The sequence below is a fragment of the Hymenobacter endophyticus genome (assembly GCF_032464715.1).
GTDB lineage: Bacteria > Bacteroidota > Bacteroidia > Cytophagales > Hymenobacteraceae > Hymenobacter > Hymenobacter endophyticus.
The window spans coordinates 1-567 of sequence record NZ_JAWDJT010000044.1 but is presented as its reverse complement, the minus strand read 5'-3'; the positions used below and the strand labels follow the sequence as shown (position 1 = coordinate 567).

General features: G+C 48.7%; 2 tRNA genes and 1 rRNA gene. All 3 read left to right on the top strand.

From position 1 onward, the window contains the following. Positions 1 to 56 (top strand): 16S ribosomal RNA (locus tag ROI90_RS21145); the annotation flags it as partial. A gap of 131 nt (positions 57 to 187) precedes the next feature. After that, positions 188 to 261 (top strand) — tRNA-Ile (locus tag ROI90_RS21140). 32 nt (positions 262 to 293) lie between these two features. Continuing rightward, a tRNA-Ala gene (locus tag ROI90_RS21135) sits at positions 294 to 367 on the top strand. Positions 368 to 567: the final 200 nt, after the last annotated feature.

Here is a 567-nt window from a genome sequence, read left to right as displayed (position 1 = left end):
GGGCTAAGTCGTAACAAGGTAGCCGTACCGGAAGGTGCGGCTGGATCACCTCCTTTCTGGAGCTTGTTCGACTCGGTTGACAAGTTGGGGCTCACCTCCCATGATTTCGTTGAAATCTGTAACTACACTGTTGTTGTCTTTTCCTTTTATTCAATATTTTCACGGATTCGACTCCGCGAGTCGACCCGGGCTTGTAGCTCAGGTGGTTAGAGCGCTACACTGATAATGTAGAGGTCCCTGGTTCGAGTCCAGGCAGGCCCACTTTACTCATCAATAGGTTGAGTACAAAGTACGGGGGATTAGCTCAGCTGGCTAGAGCACCTGCCTTGCACGCAGGGGGTCAACGGTTCGAATCCGTTATTCTCCACACGTAATGATTGCCAAACGAGCAGCATTGCACATGGAGTTGCCAAATATTACAATCACGCGAATAGCTTGATTGTACTGCACTACTCAAAAGGGGTAGTACACGTTCTTTGACATACAGGGTTAACAAAGAGAAACAAACGAGTAACAAAACGAGACGCTATGCCTTTGTGCGTAGCCCTTGTTGCCGGCTTTGTCTAC